The organism is Gymnodinialimonas sp. 57CJ19 (assembly GCF_038396845.1).
Lineage (GTDB): Bacteria > Pseudomonadota > Alphaproteobacteria > Rhodobacterales > Rhodobacteraceae > Gymnodinialimonas.
This window is the reverse complement of record NZ_CP151587.1, coordinates 3,742,629-3,757,041: the sequence shown is the minus strand read 5'-3', so window position 1 is coordinate 3,757,041 and position 14,413 is coordinate 3,742,629. Positions and strand designations below refer to the sequence as shown.

Sequence of the window (14,413 nt, the reverse complement as noted above, 5' to 3'; positions counted from 1 at the left end):
ATGCGTCAATCGTAATCACAGCCATATTGGCGTGTGCCGTCGATCTCGTTTCCGTCGGCATCTTCTTCGTACCAATAGAACATTTCGCCGTTGCCGCAGAAGTCGGAGTTATCTCCGGCAGTTGCGCCGGCCGCAGATGCCGCACGCAGGCCGGGCGCGGGAGAGGGGACTTCCATCTCGATCAAACGCGGCGGCTCTTGCACGCGAATGTTGGGGCGAAACTCATAGTTCTGCACTGGCACGTACTGGGCAGACGCGGTCATGGGCGTCAGCAGCACAAGCGCTGCGCAGGTCAGTTTCATCAGTCGGGTCATCGGTAATACTCCTTGGTGTCGATGATCCCATTTCCCACCCACAGCTTGCAGGGCTGCGACGGCCCAAGACAGGGGGGATATCCGCAATAGTCAGCAAAGCCCCGCCGACGTGCCCGCCGTGGAGACAGATGACAAAACGCGAGTTTCGTGGCATGGTGCGAACATTACAGGAACATATTTAGGGGGAGTTAACCGATGGATATTAAAACGATAGCAAATACCTTGGTCGAAGCATGCCGCACCCAAGGCGAAGCGGCACTTTTGGACGACCATTATCATCCTGACGCGGTGTCTGTGGAGGCTGCGGATTTCTCAGGCATGGGGCGCGAGACCAAGGGCGTTGACGGTATCCGCGGCAAACACGCCTGGTGGGCTGAAAACTTCGAGGTTCACGGTGGTGACGTAAGTGGCCCGTATCTGCACGGCGATGACAAGTTCGCCGTTACCTTCATGATCGACGCCACCCACAAGGCCAGTGGGGAACGATCCAAAATGAACGAAGTCGCGATTTACACGGTCGAGAATGGCAAGATCATCCGTGAAGAGTTCTTCGCTTCTGAGTAGGCCTTAGCCCTCGCTTCGGCCTTTGGACGCGCGCGACAGGCGCTCCACCACATCTTCGCCCGCGTCGTCGCCGATCTCCATAGCGGCGGCGCTGGCGGCGGCTTCGGACGATCCGGTCAGGGCCATGTCCTCCGGCAAAAGCGCGCGGGTCTGGCCCGTCACAAGCAGAGATTCCACGGCGATGCCTTCTGCGTAGATGATTTCATGGCCATCAAAGACAATCTGGTAGCTATCCACGTGGCCACCTTCTTCGCGCACGACGGTATCGCCGTTCACCAGCAGTTCCGCCTTCACCATGACCTCGGCCCGCCCCGTGCCCAATTCATCGCGGCGTTGCCAGATGAACAGGCGGTGTTGCGGTGACAGACGCAAATCGCGCGAGGTGTTCAGCGTGCCTTCCGCAATACGTACAGGCGCCGCCGCCCCCACCGCGCGGCGGGTCTGAAAGCCGATCCATCGCACCGGTTGCGGCCCGTTTTCGCGCGTCAGCAGCACGTCGCCGACGCTCAGATGCTCCACCGGGATTTGCTTGCCATTGGCCAGCGTCAGGTGAGTGCCCGCCAAAAAGCTGACGCTGGCGATATCGGCAAAACGCTCGGGCGCAGAGGCGACTTCGGTGCCGACAAGCTCATATTCGGTATCGGGTTTCAGCGTGGAAAGCGGTAGGATGTGCAATTCCTCGGCATCGCCCGAATGCAGGGTCAGGATCAGGACCTCCACCACTTCGCCCGAGGGGCCCATCAGCATGTGGCAAGCCGAAATCGCGAGCCCGTCGCCGGGCTGTCCCACAGCGGACCCATCGGCCACACAGGGCTGCCCCCCTTCGCCTGCATCTGAAATCGCCAGCTTTTCAGCGGGATACCCCGATGCAAGGCGGTAGATGTCGCCGGGAAGCGCGTCATCCTCCAGCCCGATGCCGTCGCCCATATTCGCCCCGGAACTGACGCGCAGCGCTTGGGAGGAGTAGGTCTGGAAACGAAACAGGGGCGGGTGAGCTGACAAGGCGAACGTCCTTCGAAGAGTGTCCTTCGCTTAGACAAGCGCGGGGCTGTTCGGTCAAGGCTGGTGGCGCTGGGGGGCTGCTGCTAGGCAAGGCGCAACTGTTTAACCGGAGGTTACTTTCATGGATTTGGGAATCAAAGGCCGCCGCGCGTTGGTCTGCGCGTCATCGAAGGGTTTGGGGCGCGGTTGTGCCGAGGCTTTGGCCGAAGCCGGTGTTGATCTGGTAATGAATGCCCGAGGTGCAGAAGCGCTGGAGGCCACAGCGCAAGATATCCGCGACACCTACGGCGTGTCGGTTACAACCGTTGCGGCCGATGTGACCAGCGAAGCGGGCCGGGCCGAGGTTTTGGCCGCAGCAGGCACCGTTGATATCCTGGTGACCAACGCGGGCGGCCCCCCTCCGGGTATGTGGTCGGACTGGAACCGCGACGATTTCATCGCGGCGCTCGATGCCAACATGCTGGCCCCCATTGCGCTGATGACAGCCTTGATGCCGGCGATGATCGACAAGGGATGGGGACGGGTCGTCAATATCACCTCGCAGTCGGTCAAGGCACCGATCCCGGCGTTGGGCTTGTCGAACGCGGCCCGCACCGGCCTGACAGGATATGTGGCGGGCACCGCCCGGCAGGTGGCCCCGTTTGGCGTGAACGTGAACAACATGCTGCCCGGCATCCACGCCACGGACCGCGCAATCCAACTGGACGGAGGCGTCGCCCAGAAAGAGGGAATCACCGTGGACGAGGCCAAATCCCGGCGCGAGCAGACGATTCCCGTCCGCCGTTACGGGACGCGGGCCGAGTTCGGCGCGATGTGTGCGTTCTTATGCTCGGAACATGCAGGGTTCATCGTGGGCCAGAACATTTTGTGCGACGGCGGCGCGACCAACGCCACAATCTAGACGCCCCTTCGGTGCATCTTGGCGGGCGGGGAGGAACCTGTTAGGTCCCGAACCCGATTGAAATGATCGGAATTTCACTGTGCCAACTGTCGCCACTCCTGTTTCGCGTCTCGACCTTGATCGGGTTTCTTGCCGTTTCGATGGCCGGGACGTGGTGCGTGATGTCACTTTGAGCGTGGGCGCAGGAGAGGTCTTGTGCCTGCTGGGCCCTTCGGGATGCGGTAAATCCACCACTCTGCGCCTGATCGCGGGGATTGAGCGCCAAAGTGCCGGTGTCATCAGCGCCGATGGCGACGTGCTGTCCGACGTGGACATTCATATGCCGCCAGAGGCACGGGGCGTTGGCCTTATCTTTCAGGACTTCGCCCTGTTTCCCCACTTGTCGGTGGCGCAAAACGTCGCGTTCGGCCTGCATGGCACGAAAGCTGAGGTGGCGGATCGGGTGGCGGAACTACTCGACCGGGTCGACCTGAAGGGCTACGGCGACACGCCGCCCCATATGCTGTCGGGCGGAGAACAGCAGCGTGTGGCGCTGGCGCGGGCCCTTGCGCCTCGGCCCCGGATCATGCTGATGGACGAGCCGTTTTCGGGCCTCGATAACCGGCTGCGCGACGGCATCCGGGACGACACGCTTGCGCTTCTTAAAGAGGAAGGCACAGCCGTTGTGCTGGTTACCCATGAGCCGGAAGAGGCCATGCGCATGGCCGACCAGATTGCGCTGATGCGCGATGGCAAAGTCGTGCAAACCGGCGCGCCATACAATATCTACCACACGCCTGTAGATAAGGATGCAGCGGCGTTTTTTAGCGATATCAACGTGATAAGGGGCGAAGTTCATGGGGCGTTGACCGATACCGCCTTTGGACAGTTCCTTGCCCCCGGCCTGCCCAATGGCACCCCCGTGGATATCGTGTTCCGCCCCCAACACGTGAAGATCGACTTCGACAGGGGCGGACGCGGCCCCAATCCGACGCCCCAGGATGGCACGCCCGCCCGCGGCATCGTCAAACGCGCTCGGTTCATGGGGCACGAAAGCCTTGTGGAGTTCCAAATGGACTTTGACGGCGGCATCGTGAAGGCCACTGTGCCAGCCGTCTTCCTGCCCAAACCCGGCACACCTTTGTGGCTGACAATCCGGCGGGATCGCTGTTTTGTGTTCCCCGACCGGTGCGAAACGAAAGAACTTCCGGCGTAGAAACAGGGCTCAAGGGGCGCGAAATGCGATTTTGGGCTTTGATCCTGCGCTGCAAGACCATACCTATGACCCAGATATCAAGATCCACGGGCGTCTATGCGTCCGATACAGGGAGAACATCATGCTCAATAACATTGGACCAGCCGGTCTTATCCTGATCGCAGTCGTCGTGCTCGTGCTGTTTGGCCGCGGCAAGATTGCAGGCCTCATGGGCGAAGTCGGCAAAGGCATCACCGCTTTCAAGGACGGTGTGAAATCGCCGGACCCTGAGATCGAAGATTCGTCGACCACCGCCGATGCTTCCACGGCCCGTGACGTGACGCCAGAAGAACGCGCAGAGCGCGACAACGCCTGATCATAAGATCAATTGGCTAAGGGGTTAACGGCGTATGCCTGACATTGGCGGTATGGAACTATTGGTCATTGGGATCGTGGCGTTGATCGTCGTGGGCCCCAAGGACCTACCTGGAATGTTCAAGAAACTTGGGCAGATTGTCGGGCGTGTGCGCGGCATGGCGCGAGAGTTCACCCACGCGATGAACGAGGCCGCGGACGGCACCGGCATGACCGAGATGAACCGCGATCTGCGTGCTGCCACCAAGTTCACCAACCCCAAGGCGATGGCGAAAGAGATGATGGGCGATGTCATGGATGACATTGACCCATCGAAATACGAAGAAGGCTCGGCCACCCGCGTGATCGCGGAGAAGAAGGCCACGGCGCAGAAAGAGGCCAAGGAATTGGCCGCCAAAGCCCGGCAAATTCGCGCTGAGAAGGCCGCGCAGGCCGCAGAGTTGAGCGGAGAACCCGAGGAAGCCCCCGCTGAAGCGGCCCCTGCAGCGGACGCCGCCCCGGCAGCGGAAGCCGAAACGCAAGAAGCGGCCCCAGAGCCACAGGCAGAGCAGCGTACATGACCCAGAGTGACGCACAGGAGGGCGCCCAGAAAGCGGCGCAGATCGAAAGCGAATTGTCTGAGGAAGAAGAACTCGACGGCGGCGCAGCCCCATTGGTGGAGCATCTGGCGGAACTGCGGACCCGTCTGATCCGGTCCGTTCTCGCCTTCGTTGTGGGGATCATCCTGACCTTCACGGTCGCCGAACCGATCCTGAATTTCGTGTCGCAACCGCTGGCCGATGTGCTGCGCGACAGGGGCGAAGACGCAAGGCTGATCTTTACCGCGCCGCAAGAGAAATTCTTCGTGTTGATCCGTATCTCGATCATCATGGGGTTCGCGGTGTCGTTCCCGGTTATTGCACACCAGCTGTGGCGCTTCGTGGCGCCGGGTCTGTACAAGGCCGAAAAGAATGCCGTCCTGCCGTTCCTCGTGGCCTCGCCCGTCTTGTTCATTATCGGCGCGTCTTTCGCCCATTACGTGGTGACGCCGCTGGCCATGAACTTCTTCATTGGCTTTTCCGACGCCATCCCGGCCCTTGCGAACCTGATCGCGGGCGATGGCACGTTCGAGAACCCCGACAGCGATGGCGAATTGCAGACGATCTTCTTGGGGTCGGTCAAGGAATCCCTCGATTTGGCCTTGAAGTTCATCTTTGCCTTCGGCCTGTGTTTCCAGCTGCCAGTCTTGCTGACCCTGATGGGGAAAGCGGGCCTTGTGACGGCGCAGGGCTTGGGCGATGTGCGCAAATGGGCGGTGGTTGGCATTCTGACGCTGGCCGCTTTGGTCACACCACCGGACGTGATTACGCAGGTGATTTTGTTCACGGTGGTTTACGGATTGTACGAGATCTCGATCCAATTGGTGCGGTGGGTTGAATACGCGCGCAACAAGCGGCTGCGTGCCGAAGGCATCTTGGACGAGGGTGAGGAACTTTAACCCGTGTCGGACTCGATCAATCTGCCTGAAAAGGCACTGACCCGTATCGCCGATGCGTTGGAACGGTTGCGCCCTCCACCCGCGACCACGCCTGACCTCTCCATGGCCGAGGCCTTTGTTTGGCAAACGGACCCCGATGCGTTGGAACCGGTGTCCAAAGTGAATCGCGTAGATCTTGCGCTGCTACACGGCATCGACCGGGCGCGGGATACGTTGATGGCCAATACCCGCCAGTTCGCCCGAGGATTGCCCGCCAACAACGCCCTCTTATGGGGGGCGCGGGGCATGGGGAAATCCTCGCTCGTGAAGTCCGTACACGGCGCGATTGCGAGAGAGGAGACCGGGCTGAAGCTGGTAGAGATCCAGCGGGAGGATCTGCCTTCCGTGGGCCGCTTGCTGGCGCTGCTGCGCGGAGTTGATGCGCGGGTGATCCTGTATTGCGATGACCTGTCGTTCAGCCACGACGACCAGCACTACAAGTCCTTGAAGGCCGTGCTGGACGGGGGCGTGACGGGGCGGCCCGACAATGTGGTGTTCTATGCCACGTCAAACCGCCGCCACCTGATGCCCCGCGAGATGATTGAGAATGAGCGCGGATCGGGGATCAACCCGGCTGAAGCGGTGGAAGAGAAGGTGTCTTTGTCCGACCGGTTCGGCCTGTGGCTTGGGTTCCATAGCTGCGATCAAGACGCCTATCTGGCGATGATCCGGGGCTATTGCGACGCCCATGGGGTGAAGATTTCTGACGCGGAATTGCGGGCGGAGGCGATTGAGTGGCAAGCGACCCGGGGATCCCGTTCGGGCCGAGTAGCGTGGCAATTCTTCACCGATTTAGCAGGTCGTCGCGGCGTTGTTTTAGACGGCTAGCGTTGTCAGGGGGCCAGCCCCCTCTGCGCATCCGAGGATGCGCAACACCCCCGGAGGTGTATTTACCAAGATGAAGGAAGCATCCGCTATTGAGTGGCGGCGCGGATCGCCTTGAGCAGCGTGGCGTCTTCGGAATCGTCGTGGTCCTGGGGGGCGGGCGGTTGCTCGGGTGGCGGTGTGGTTTCTGGGGCGGGTGTGGCCGCGGGGGGCTGTGGCACATCTACTCGGCGTGGCGCGGGTTGGGTGGCAGCATCTGCGTGGGTCGCCTGGGCTGCTTCCATGACCTTGAGCGCGCGGCGGTCCATCATCCGGGCCCATAGGCTGGGGATCAGGGCGATGCTGGCCATGACCGGCATGGAAAGGGGGAGCGTGGGGACCTTGGCTTCGGGGTTCAGACGCTCATAGGGTCGGTCTGGGTGCATGTGATGCTCGGAATGGGCTGGGGCGTTCATCATCAGGTAGCTGGAGAAGCCTTTTGGCGCGTTCCAGCTGTGGTGGGCGGCGACGGGCTCAAAGCGGCCATTGGGCAGCAGTAGCCGTTGCAGGCCGTAGTGCTGCACGTAGTCAGACATCAGGATTTGCGCCCCTGTCAGACCCGCGAGGCCAAGGAAGATGGGTATCCCACCAAGGCCCGCAGCGAAGGTAACCAGAATGAGAGACAAGATCGCGCCGCCGAGCCAGAGCCAGTATGGATTGGTTATGTGATTTGGGCTCCGGCCTTTGCGGTCGAGCCGGTCTACTTCGCATTCCGCGCCAGCCTCGAAGGAGCCCCGCCAAGCGCGGGGGAGGTAGGCCCAGAAGCTTTCGCCCGGAAGGGGCGTGTTTGGGTCGGCATCGGTGCCGACATGGCGGTGATGGACCAACCGGTGCGCCGAGACGTGGTGCCCGAAGCCCACGCTGGTGTAGACCGCCGCCCCCAGGGCACGCAGGGCAAGAGGCGTGCGGTGGATCAACTCGTGGGCATTGGGGTGGCTGACTTGACCAAAGAAAGACGCCGTGGCGAGGAACAGCGCGACGGATTGGCCAAAGCTCAGATCGCCGGAAGTTATCGCAGAGGCGGTGGAGATCAGGATCAGCAGGTGGCCGAACGCGAGCCCCACCGACAGCGTGTCGGACCACGGTATGGTTTCTTCTTCGGCGGGGGGCGCCTCGGGCGGGGCCATAAGGCGGTCGGCCACGGCGGTGACGATGGTAAGCCAAAGAAGCGCGACCCAGGCAAACCCACCCCAAGCGGTGCCTGCCAGAAGAAGCAGGAACATCGGGGGCAATGTGATCGCGGCATAGCGGGCGATGACAGGCATCTTGGGGCGGTTCCTTCAGTCGAAAATGCGTTTCGCAGCGGGTAACAAAGCAATCTGGCGAAAGAATGGCGCAGCGCCTTGGCCTTTCCAACCGCGGCTTTGGGTATTAGGTGGGTTGTATAGGCTAAACATAGGGTGCTCATGTCATTTTTCCGTAAAATGAAGGATCGCATGTTCAAGTCCTCGTCAAAGTTGGACGAAGGGCTGGATGCGATCATTGAAGAGGGTGCTGACACGGCGGAGGTCGTGCCTGAGGTCGAGGTGCCAGAGGCTGAGGCCAAAGTTGCATCGGAAGAGGCGGCAGCTGAGGCGACGCCGGAGCCGTCCTCGGCAGAGACCCCGGAGCCGCAGCCGGAGATTGCTGTCGGGGCGGCCCCGGTTCCAGAGGCGGAACCTGAACCTACGCCGATCGCGGCACCTGAGCCTGAGCTTGCTCCCTCCAGGCCCGGCATCTTGGGGCGTCTGATGGGGCGCTCGGCCGAGCCCAAACGGGCGCTGGACGACGAGATGTTGGAGCAGTTGGAAGAGCTGCTTATCGCCTCGGACATGGGGGTGGATATCGCTTTGCGTGTCACGGCGAACATGGCTGAGGGCCGTTATGGCAAACTGATGTCCGCGACCGAGATCAAGACGCTTCTGGCCGCGGAGATTGCAGGCGTGATGGAGCCTGTGGCGCGCCCTTTGCCGATCTATCCCAAAACGCCTCAGGTCGTGCTGGTGGTTGGGGTCAATGGCTCGGGCAAGACGACGACGATTGGCAAGCTATCCAGCCAGTTCCGCGCGGCGGGCAAGAAAGTGGTGATCGCGGCGGGCGACACGTTCCGCGCTGCGGCGGTGGAGCAATTGCAGGTGTGGGGCGACCGGGCGGGCGTGCCCGTGCTGACCGCGCCGGAGGGGTCTGACCCCGCCGCGCTGGCCTATGACGCGATGGTCAAGGCCGAAGCCGAGGGTGCGGATCTGTTGATGATCGACACGGCAGGTAGGTTGCAAAACCGCGCTGACCTGATGGAGGAACTGGCAAAGATCGTCCGGGTGATCCGCAAGAAAGACCCCGACGCGCCGCACAACACGCTGCTGGTTCTGGATGCCACGACGGGGCAGAACGCCCTGCGTCAGGTGGAGCTGTTCGGGCAGATGGCGGATGTCTCGGGCCTTGTGATGACCAAGCTGGACGGCACTGCGAAAGGCGGTGTGTTGGTAGCGCTGGCCGATAAGTTCGGCCTTCCGATCCACGCCATTGGGGTGGGGGAACAGATTGAAGATTTGCAACCTTTTGACCCCGAGGAATTTGCAGATGCCCTGGTTGGTCTTGACCGTTCGTGACATATACCCACACCCCTGTGGATAAGCCTGAGTAGACCAAATGCGCCTAAAATCCCTGTGTCTTGCCCTGTTATTTGGTCTGTCGGCCTTGCCCGCGCAGGCGCTGAGCCCGTCGAATTGTGGCACCATCGAAGAGCAGGCCTTCACGCTTCTCGATGCTCACTTCGACATCGAAGTCACCCAAAGCCCGACCTCGCGAGCGACGGCATTGCCCAACGGCTGCGTGTCCACGGACCTTGACGTCTATGTGGGTGAACTTGGCCTGTCGTTCCGGGTGGAGCGGTTGGCCTACACCGGCCAAAACCTCCTCAGCTGGGTGCGCGGAGAGGTGGTTCTGCCGACCGAGCTTGGGTTGCGCCTCGACGGAGCCATGCTGATAGGGCAACCGGCCCCCGAGCTGACATGGATCAGCGACCTTGCCGGGCCCCAGACGCCGGCGCGGATCGACCTGCAATGGCGGTGGCATCCAGAGACCAACAGGTTGGACGTCGATGGGCTTCGGGTAGAGCTGCACGATGGCAGCACCGCCACCCTTGTGCTGCGTGGCCATGCGCCGGGCTGGACTCCCTACAACACCCCGCTTGCAGACCTCGGGCACCATACTCTGGCCGTCGATCTGCTGTTTAACGGTCTGTTTGAACGCGCCGTTGTGGCCCCGATGCAGGCCAACGGCATCGACGCCTCGCCCTTCACCTTCGCGATGGCCGCGGCGGGCGTGCAATCCCTGACCCACAGCGCGCCGCGCGGTTTCTTGTCCACGGCCTCGGCCACGGCAATCAACGCTTTTACGCTGTCGTTACCGTCCCCCCGGGGGCGGCTCCGCCTGAACCTGACCAGCCCCGAGCATTTCAACCTGAACGCAGCGCTCTTTAACCTGCGCACGGGCATCCCGTTCGACGTGGCGCTTCCATCCGGCACCTCCTTGCAAGCCATTTGGACACCGCGCCAATAGATGAGCCATTGGATCACCTCCATCGAAGGCACAGAGGCGGGGGCGCAGGCGGCGCTGACCCTCGCGCTTTTGGCGGCGGTGCTACATGCGGTCTTCGGCGCCCTGCAAAAGGGCCGCCATGAGCCGCTTTTGGCCCGTGGCGCGATTGACGCAAGCTACGGGCTGATGGCCGCCCCGATTGCGTTTTTCGTCGTGCCTTGGCCCGAGCCGCATATGTGGCCGATCTTCGCGGGCGCATTCGTGATCCACGGGTGCTACAAACTGGCCGTTCTGGGCGCGTTTCGGCGTGGTGCATTTACCGTCGTCTACCCGGTCATGCGCGGCACGGGGCCACTGTTCACCGTTATTGGCGCGTGGCTGATCTTCGGAGAGACCTTCAACCTTCTCCAATGGCTCGGCGTGGCGGTGCTGCTTCTGGGGCTCTACGGGCTTGCCGCCTACAACATGGCGCGCGTCACCATCGCCCGTGACACCCTGATAAACGGGCTGCTCTTTGCTGTTCTCACCGGGCTTTTCGTGGCGATTTACACCACCTACGACGCCTACGGCATCCGCGCCACGGCCGACCCTTTCACCTTTCTTGCGTGGTTTTTCTTCATCGACGGGCTGTTGTTCCCGGTTCTCGCAGCCCGCTTCTATCTGCGCCTGGCCGACCGCCCCGCCCTTGGCCCGCTGGCGCTGCGCGGCATCATCGGCGGGCTGGTTGCCTTCGCCTCTTTCGGATCTGTCATGTTGGCCACGCGCCTTGACCAGGTGGGCGAGGCCGCCGTGCTGCGCGAGACCTCCACCGTCTTCGCAGCGCTCATCGGCTGGCTGTTTCTGCGCGAACCCGTCGGCCCCATCCGCGCGGGGTTGATGGCTTTGATCGCGGCTGGGGCAGTGATAGTGGAGGTCGCAGGGTGATGCCGCCTCTCGTATGTCGCGCCGAAAGGTCTTAAGTATCCCGAAACCGACCGAACACCCACGGAGCCCGCATGTCTGAACGAGAAATTAGCCCTTGGCTGAAACAGAGCCTCGAATTCGGCCCCGTGCTGGCGTTTTTCGTCGCGTTCTTCTTGCTGAAGGCCGAAAGCTACCCGCTATTGGGACAAATGGTGCAACCGTTCACCTTCATCACCTTCTGGTTCGTCATCCTGATGGTGGTCTCCATGGGCATTCTGCGGGTGCTTACGGGGCACCTGTCGCGGATGCAGATCATGACGTTGGGCTTGGTGGTTGTCATGGGCGGCCTGACCGTTTGGCTGGATGATGAGCGTTTCCTCAAGCTCAAGCCGACCCTGCTATATGCAGCATTCTCCGCCATCCTGGCCTTCGGTCTGTGGCAAGGTAAGTCCTACCTCGCCTCCCTGCTCGGAGATATCCTACCGATGGAGCAGGAGGGCTGGATGGTCCTGACCCGCCGTTTCGCATGGTTTTTCCTCGCCCTAGCGGTGGCCAATACATTGATCGCTATCACACTTTCCTCGGCGGTCTGGGTGTCGGTCAAAACCTTCGGACTACCGCTGGCGATGGTGGTGTTCATGGGCCTGCAATACAAGCTTGTCGAAAAGTTCGGCCTCATGGACGACGCGGACCCGGCTTCCCCGAACGATCAGGACTAGACCGCCCCCGTTCCGGGCGGCCCGGCTTCGCGCCCCTCTTGCCCGGAGCCATACGGCTGCTCGTGTCCTTGGGATCGGGCCGTGTGCCTCCCTTGAACCCCTTCGGCCCGGGCTTCTTGCGCCGCTTGCCCAAGGCCTTCGGCTCCGCATGACCCTCGGTCGCGGATTCCAGGCCCAATTGATCGCGTAGAACCCTTGGTTTGATCTCTTCAACCTCGCCCTGGCTCAACTCTCCCAACCGGAATGGCCCGTAAGAGATGCGGATCAACCGGTTCACCTCAAACCCAAGCTCCGCCATGGCGCGCCGGATCTCTCGGTTCTTGCCTTCCCTCAAACCTACGGTCACCCACGCATTGGCGCCCTGAACCCGGTCGAGCGCGACGTCCATCGGCTGAAACCGCTCTCCCTCGGCCAGGATCCCGCGTCGCAGGGGGGCGAGATCCTCGTCCTTGGGATTGCCCTTGATCCGTACGCGGTACTTGCGCAACCACCCGGTCGAGGGCAGCTCCAGCTTCCGCTTCACGCCGCCATCATTGGTCAGCAGCAACAACCCTTCCGAGTTCATGTCCAACCGTCCAACCGACATGACCCTCGGCAATCCCTCGGGCAGCTTGTCAAAAACCGTCTCTCGGCCTTTCTCGTCGGCGTTACTGGTCACAAGGCCCGCAGGCTTGTGATACAGCCACACGCGGGGCCGCTCGATCTCGGGCAGGGGGGCTTCATCCACCAAGATGACATCGGCGTCGGTGACATTCAGCGCCGGGCTTTCAATCACCGCGCCGTTCACGCTCACGCGCCCGGCCTCAATCATCCGCTCCGCCTCCCGACGAGAGGCCACACCCGCGCGGCTCAGCCGCTTCGCTATACGTTCACCATCAACCATGCCCCTCGCTACAAGTTTGACAGCGCCGTGGAAAGCAGCAACCACAGGGTATGACCCAATTCACCTCATTCATGGACGCCGCCTTGGCCGAGGCCGAAGCCGCCAGCGCCCGCGGCGAAGTCCCGGTGGGCGCGGTAATCACTCACCACGGAGAAATCATCGCCCGTGCCGGGAACCGCACCCGTGAACTGCATGACCCGACCGCCCACGCGGAAATCCTCGCCATCCGGGCCGCCTGCCAAACCCTGCGTTCAGAACGGCTGCCCGATTGCGACCTCTGGGTCACGCTGGAACCTTGCCCCGCCTGCGCCACAACCATCTCTGCGGCCCGTATCAAGCGCCTCTACTTCGGCGCTTCCGATCCCAAATCCGGTGGCATCAACCAAGGACCTCGTATCTTCACGCATCCCCAATGCCATCATGCGCCCGAAGTCTACCAGGGCCTTCAAGAACCCCAATGCGCCGCCCTCCTGCGCCGCTTCTTCGCCGCAAAACGCTAAGAACATCCGCCCCGCTCTCTGCTTCATCTTGGCCAATACAACTCAATCCCCCGCCAGCGCCAGGCGCTGCGGTCCCAATCGACCCGATTCAGAAAATATGCGTGGAGAGCCTGTAAGCCGGATTTTGTCCACCTACGGGTTGCCCCGCAAGCTGGATGACCATTCCTCTCGGCGTACGATTACTCGCACACTCTAGCTGCCAACCCGGACCGCGGGGATGAAGCATCCCATGATACGGTCCCTATTCGGCATTGCTCCCAGGTGGGGCTTGCCATGCGGGCGCTGTTGCCAGCCCCCCGGTGGGCTCTTACTCCACCGTTTCACCCTTACTTTCCGCATCGCAAGCGATGAGGTTAGCGGTTTGTTTTCTGTGGCGCTTTCCGTCGGATTGCTCCGCCCGGGCATTACCCGGCACCTTCACTTCAGGGAGTCCGGACTTTCCTCGATCACACGCCCCGAAAGGCGTAGCGTCGCGGCCATCCAGCCCTCCACGCAAGCCCCCGGCTAAGGCGCTGCATCGGTCCGGTCAACCCCATAGCGTTTCGCCAGATCCGCCATCACGGCGCAATCCTCTCCGTCCAGAGGGCCGTATTTCCATGGCCGGAATCGCATGCGTACGACTTCCAACAACAGGTCATCCTCTACGCTCGGATACCCAAACGCGGCCGCGTCCTCGCGAAACGCTTCGACATCCACGCGATCCCCGTCAGCCTCCGACCACACCGACAAACCTTGTCGCGCCAATCGCCGCCAGTCAAACCGTCGCCCCGGATCAATCTTTCGCCCCGGTGCCATGTCCGAATGCCCGATGACCCCCTCCGGCCTGATCCCCCATGCGGCGAGGAGGCCCTGGCCGAGGAGCCGTTCGAGCGACACCATCAAAGGCTCCGAAAATGGCGAAACCCCATCGTTGTCCAATTCAATCCCGATGGAGCGTGAATTCACGTCGCCCGCCCCGCGCCATTCACCGGCGCCCGCGTGCCATGCCCGCATCGGTTCATCGACCAGCGACAGCACCTCGCCGTCACGTCCAATCAGATAATGGGCCGAGACTTCCCTCGCCGGATCGCACAGCGCTTTTGCGGCAGAAACGCAGCTTTTCATCGCGGTGTAATGCAACACCACCAACTCCGGCTTCAGGCCATCACGGCGGTCACCAAAATTGGGGCTTTTCAAGGG

The 14,413-nt window shown here is 62.0% G+C and carries 17 protein-coding genes and 1 other RNA gene; 12 read left to right on the top strand and 6 right to left on the bottom strand.

The window, feature by feature from the left end; translation table 11 throughout:
* Window positions 1-5: 5 nt before the first annotated feature.
* On the bottom strand, window positions 6-314 hold the full coding sequence (locus tag AADW23_RS18300) for a hypothetical protein (RefSeq protein ID WP_341862379.1): 309 nt from the start codon (window positions 312-314) through the stop codon (window positions 6-8).
* Between the two features lie 195 nt (window positions 315-509).
* Between AADW23_RS18300 and AADW23_RS18295 the strand changes: the two genes are divergently transcribed.
* Entirely contained in the window at window positions 510-878 is a 369-nt protein-coding gene (locus AADW23_RS18295) for a nuclear transport factor 2 family protein (protein WP_341862378.1), read from the top strand.
* 3 nt (window positions 879-881) lie between these two features.
* Here the strand turns inward: AADW23_RS18295 and AADW23_RS18290 are convergent, their stop codons facing one another.
* Window positions 882-1,880: a Hint domain-containing protein gene (locus AADW23_RS18290; RefSeq protein ID WP_341862377.1), complete on the bottom strand. Its 999-nt coding sequence runs from the start codon at window positions 1,878-1,880 to the stop codon at window positions 882-884.
* Between the two features lie 121 nt (window positions 1,881-2,001).
* Between AADW23_RS18290 and AADW23_RS18285 the strand changes: the two genes are divergently transcribed.
* The 6 genes from AADW23_RS18285 (at window position 2,002) to AADW23_RS18260 (ending at window position 6,674) form a co-directional block, all read left to right on the top strand.
* The gene (locus tag AADW23_RS18285; protein ID WP_341862376.1) at window positions 2,002-2,781 is read left to right on the top strand and encodes an SDR family oxidoreductase; all 780 of its coding nucleotides are present in this window, start codon (window positions 2,002-2,004) and stop codon (window positions 2,779-2,781) included.
* Window positions 2,782-2,860: 79 nt separating this feature from the next.
* Window positions 2,861-3,976 (top strand): ABC transporter ATP-binding protein, encoded by a 1,116-nt coding sequence (locus tag AADW23_RS18280; protein WP_341862375.1) that lies wholly within the window; start codon window positions 2,861-2,863, stop codon window positions 3,974-3,976.
* 121 nt (window positions 3,977-4,097) lie between these two features.
* Window positions 4,098-4,331 carry a twin-arginine translocase TatA/TatE family subunit gene (locus AADW23_RS18275; protein WP_341862374.1) on the top strand — a complete coding sequence of 78 codons (234 nt, stop codon included), beginning with the start codon at window positions 4,098-4,100 and terminating at the stop codon, window positions 4,329-4,331.
* Between the two features lie 34 nt (window positions 4,332-4,365).
* Window positions 4,366-4,890 (top strand): Sec-independent protein translocase protein TatB, encoded by a 525-nt coding sequence (gene tatB, locus AADW23_RS18270; protein WP_341862373.1) that lies wholly within the window; start codon window positions 4,366-4,368, stop codon window positions 4,888-4,890.
* On the top strand, window positions 4,887-5,807 hold the full coding sequence (tatC, locus tag AADW23_RS18265; protein ID WP_341862372.1) for a twin-arginine translocase subunit TatC: 921 nt from the start codon (window positions 4,887-4,889) through the stop codon (window positions 5,805-5,807). The genes tatB and tatC overlap by 4 nt, the downstream gene beginning before the upstream one ends.
* A gap of 21 nt (window positions 5,808-5,828) precedes the next feature.
* On the top strand, window positions 5,829-6,674 hold the full coding sequence (locus tag AADW23_RS18260; protein WP_341864359.1) for an ATP-binding protein: 846 nt from the start codon (window positions 5,829-5,831) through the stop codon (window positions 6,672-6,674).
* 86 nt (window positions 6,675-6,760) lie between these two features.
* Here the strand turns inward: AADW23_RS18260 and AADW23_RS18255 are convergent, their stop codons facing one another.
* The gene (locus tag AADW23_RS18255; RefSeq protein ID WP_341862371.1) at window positions 6,761-7,975 is read right to left on the bottom strand and encodes an alkane 1-monooxygenase; all 1,215 of its coding nucleotides are present in this window, start codon (window positions 7,973-7,975) and stop codon (window positions 6,761-6,763) included.
* Window positions 7,976-8,116: 141 nt separating this feature from the next.
* Between AADW23_RS18255 and ftsY the strand changes: the two genes are divergently transcribed.
* The 4 genes from ftsY to AADW23_RS18235 all read left to right on the top strand — a co-directional run bounded on the left by ftsY (window position 8,117) and on the right by AADW23_RS18235 (window position 11,851).
* Complete coding sequence (gene ftsY / locus AADW23_RS18250) at window positions 8,117-9,298, top strand: signal recognition particle-docking protein FtsY (protein ID WP_341862370.1); 1,182 nt, start codon at window positions 8,117-8,119, stop codon at window positions 9,296-9,298.
* 40 nt (window positions 9,299-9,338) lie between these two features.
* Complete coding sequence (locus AADW23_RS18245; RefSeq protein WP_341862369.1) at window positions 9,339-10,250, top strand: hypothetical protein; 912 nt, start codon at window positions 9,339-9,341, stop codon at window positions 10,248-10,250.
* Window positions 10,251-11,153 carry an EamA family transporter gene (locus tag AADW23_RS18240; protein WP_341862368.1) on the top strand — a complete coding sequence of 301 codons (903 nt, stop codon included), beginning with the start codon at window positions 10,251-10,253 and terminating at the stop codon, window positions 11,151-11,153.
* A gap of 71 nt (window positions 11,154-11,224) precedes the next feature.
* The gene (locus AADW23_RS18235; RefSeq protein ID WP_341862367.1) at window positions 11,225-11,851 is read left to right on the top strand and encodes a septation protein IspZ; all 627 of its coding nucleotides are present in this window, start codon (window positions 11,225-11,227) and stop codon (window positions 11,849-11,851) included.
* Here the strand turns inward: AADW23_RS18235 and AADW23_RS18230 are convergent.
* Window positions 11,808-12,734, bottom strand: coding sequence for a pseudouridine synthase (locus tag AADW23_RS18230; protein ID WP_341862366.1), 927 nt, complete (start codon window positions 12,732-12,734; stop codon window positions 11,808-11,810). The genes AADW23_RS18235 and AADW23_RS18230 overlap by 44 nt on opposite strands.
* Window positions 12,735-12,784: 50 nt before the next feature.
* Here AADW23_RS18230 and AADW23_RS18225 point away from each other — a divergent pair, with 50 nt between their 5' ends.
* Window positions 12,785-13,234, top strand: a complete 450-nt coding sequence (locus AADW23_RS18225; protein ID WP_341862365.1) for a nucleoside deaminase — start codon at window positions 12,785-12,787, stop codon at window positions 13,232-13,234.
* 97 nt (window positions 13,235-13,331) lie between these two features.
* Here AADW23_RS18225 and rnpB read toward each other — a convergent pair.
* An RNA gene (rnpB, locus tag AADW23_RS18220) (RNase P RNA component class A) lies at window positions 13,332-13,726 on the bottom strand.
* Window positions 13,727-13,738: 12 nt separating this feature from the next.
* The gene (locus tag AADW23_RS18215) at window positions 13,739-14,410 is read right to left on the bottom strand and encodes an N-acetylmuramoyl-L-alanine amidase (protein ID WP_341862364.1); all 672 of its coding nucleotides are present in this window, start codon (window positions 14,408-14,410) and stop codon (window positions 13,739-13,741) included.
* Window positions 14,411-14,413: the final 3 nt, after the last annotated feature.